This window comes from Burkholderia sp. Ac-20353, assembly GCF_017104785.1.
GTDB lineage: Bacteria > Pseudomonadota > Gammaproteobacteria > Burkholderiales > Burkholderiaceae > Burkholderia.
Genome location: NZ_JAAGPL010000470.1, coordinates 1 through 1,604, shown reverse-complemented (window position 1 = coordinate 1,604; position 1,604 = coordinate 1). Strand labels below are relative to the sequence as shown.

Below are 1,604 nucleotides of genomic sequence, written 5' to 3'. Positions count from 1 at the left end.
CCAGATAGATCCTATGTACAGCAAGGGGCAACGAAGCCATATCGGTAAAATCAGCGTGTCGTGAAGTTCCTCACCGGAGGGCGTCATGTGTACACAGGAAATGCAAAGCAACGCAACGGACGTGGTACTGGCCGTATCGCTTGAACTGGCCGCGGCAAAGTGGAAAGTCGCGCTGCATGACGGGCATCGAGAAAGCCCGTCGATTCACACGGTGGCACAAACCGACCCAGCCGTCCGTCTGCAGGCCGTGCTTACGCTGATTGCCACCCAAAAGCAGACTTGGGCATTGCCCGACAACACGCGCATCGTCGTGAGCTACGAAGCCGGTCAGGACGCATTCTGGATCTTCCGGGCTCTGCAGGCTCGCGGCATCGAATGTTACGTCGTCGATCCCGCGAGCATTCCGGTCCAACGCCAAAAACGGCGCGCAAAGACCGACCGGCTTGACGTGACGAAGCTCGTCATCAACCTGCGGGCCTGGCTGGGCGGCGAACGCGACCGCATGCACGCGGTGCACGTACCCTCTGCCCAGGACGAAGCTTCGCGCCACCTGATGCGTGATCGCGGCCAGCTGCAGAAAGAAGTGCTGCAACACCGCGACCGCATGCGCAAGCTGCTGGCCACGGTCGGCTGCTGGGAGAATGTCAACAGCCGTAACTTCCCCACCCGCGTCGCATGCCGTGAAGTGCGCTGTCACGATGGTGCCCCGCTGCCCGACGAGCTCCACGAACGCCTGCTGCGCGAGTGCGAGCGGCTGGCGCTGGTCGAGAAGCAGGCGGCCACCCTGGAAAAGGCCTACCACCTTAACCTTCCCGAACGTGCGCGCGAGCGTATTGATCACCTCACACACCTGCGCGGCATCGGTCCGGTTAGCGGCTCGAGACTTGCACTCGAGCTCTTCTGGAGGCGCTTCGCCAACCGCCGCCAGGTGGGCGCCTGTACCGGCCTGGTCCCGCAGCCCTACGACAGCGGCCAAACCCAGATCGATCAGGGGATCAGCAAACAAGGGAACCGGCGCGTGCGCGCGTTACTGATTGAAACGGCATGGACATGGATACGGTATCAGCCCGCCAGCCTGCTCACTCGCTGGTTCAACGAGCGCACGAAGGGCACAAGCCCCAACCGACGCGCTCGACGTATTGCGATCGTCGCGGTGGCACGCCGCCTGGTCATCGCGCTATGGCGCTACCTCGAAGAAGGTGTGATTCCCGAAGGTGCTGAACTCAAAATGCGATAAGGATCCCTATCAAACAAGGCAGTGCAGAAGCGAATCAAATGAAACAGATTCTTGCGGTCTGAACGGAATATGCCCGAGCAGTTGCCGGGTTGCTCGACAGCAACCGAACGATATAGATGGGGCATACTCCTGGTGAACCTTCCAGCGTAACGCGCATAGGATGCGGCCGGCTGCCCGCCGGCGGATAGAAGGCGGTGAGACGTGAATGTCTCACGTGCGCAACGCGCTTCAGACACGTGAGAGATAGTTTCGTCCCCAAATGCGCCTGCAGGACGAGGCCTAAGATGACAGGAAATGTACTGATGGCATCAAAAGCCCGGAAGCCAAAAAAGCCTTGACTATTTTCTCCTCATAGAAGGCAACTGCT

1 protein-coding gene is annotated in these 1,604 nt (G+C 60.2%); it reads left to right on the top strand.

The genetic code is table 11. From position 1 onward, the window contains the following. The first annotated feature begins 85 nt into the window (after positions 1–85). A complete protein-coding gene (locus G3N94_RS41375) occupies positions 86–1,237 on the top strand; it encodes an IS110 family transposase (protein ID WP_205799914.1) in 1,152 nt (383 codons plus the stop codon). Positions 1,238–1,604: the final 367 nt, after the last annotated feature.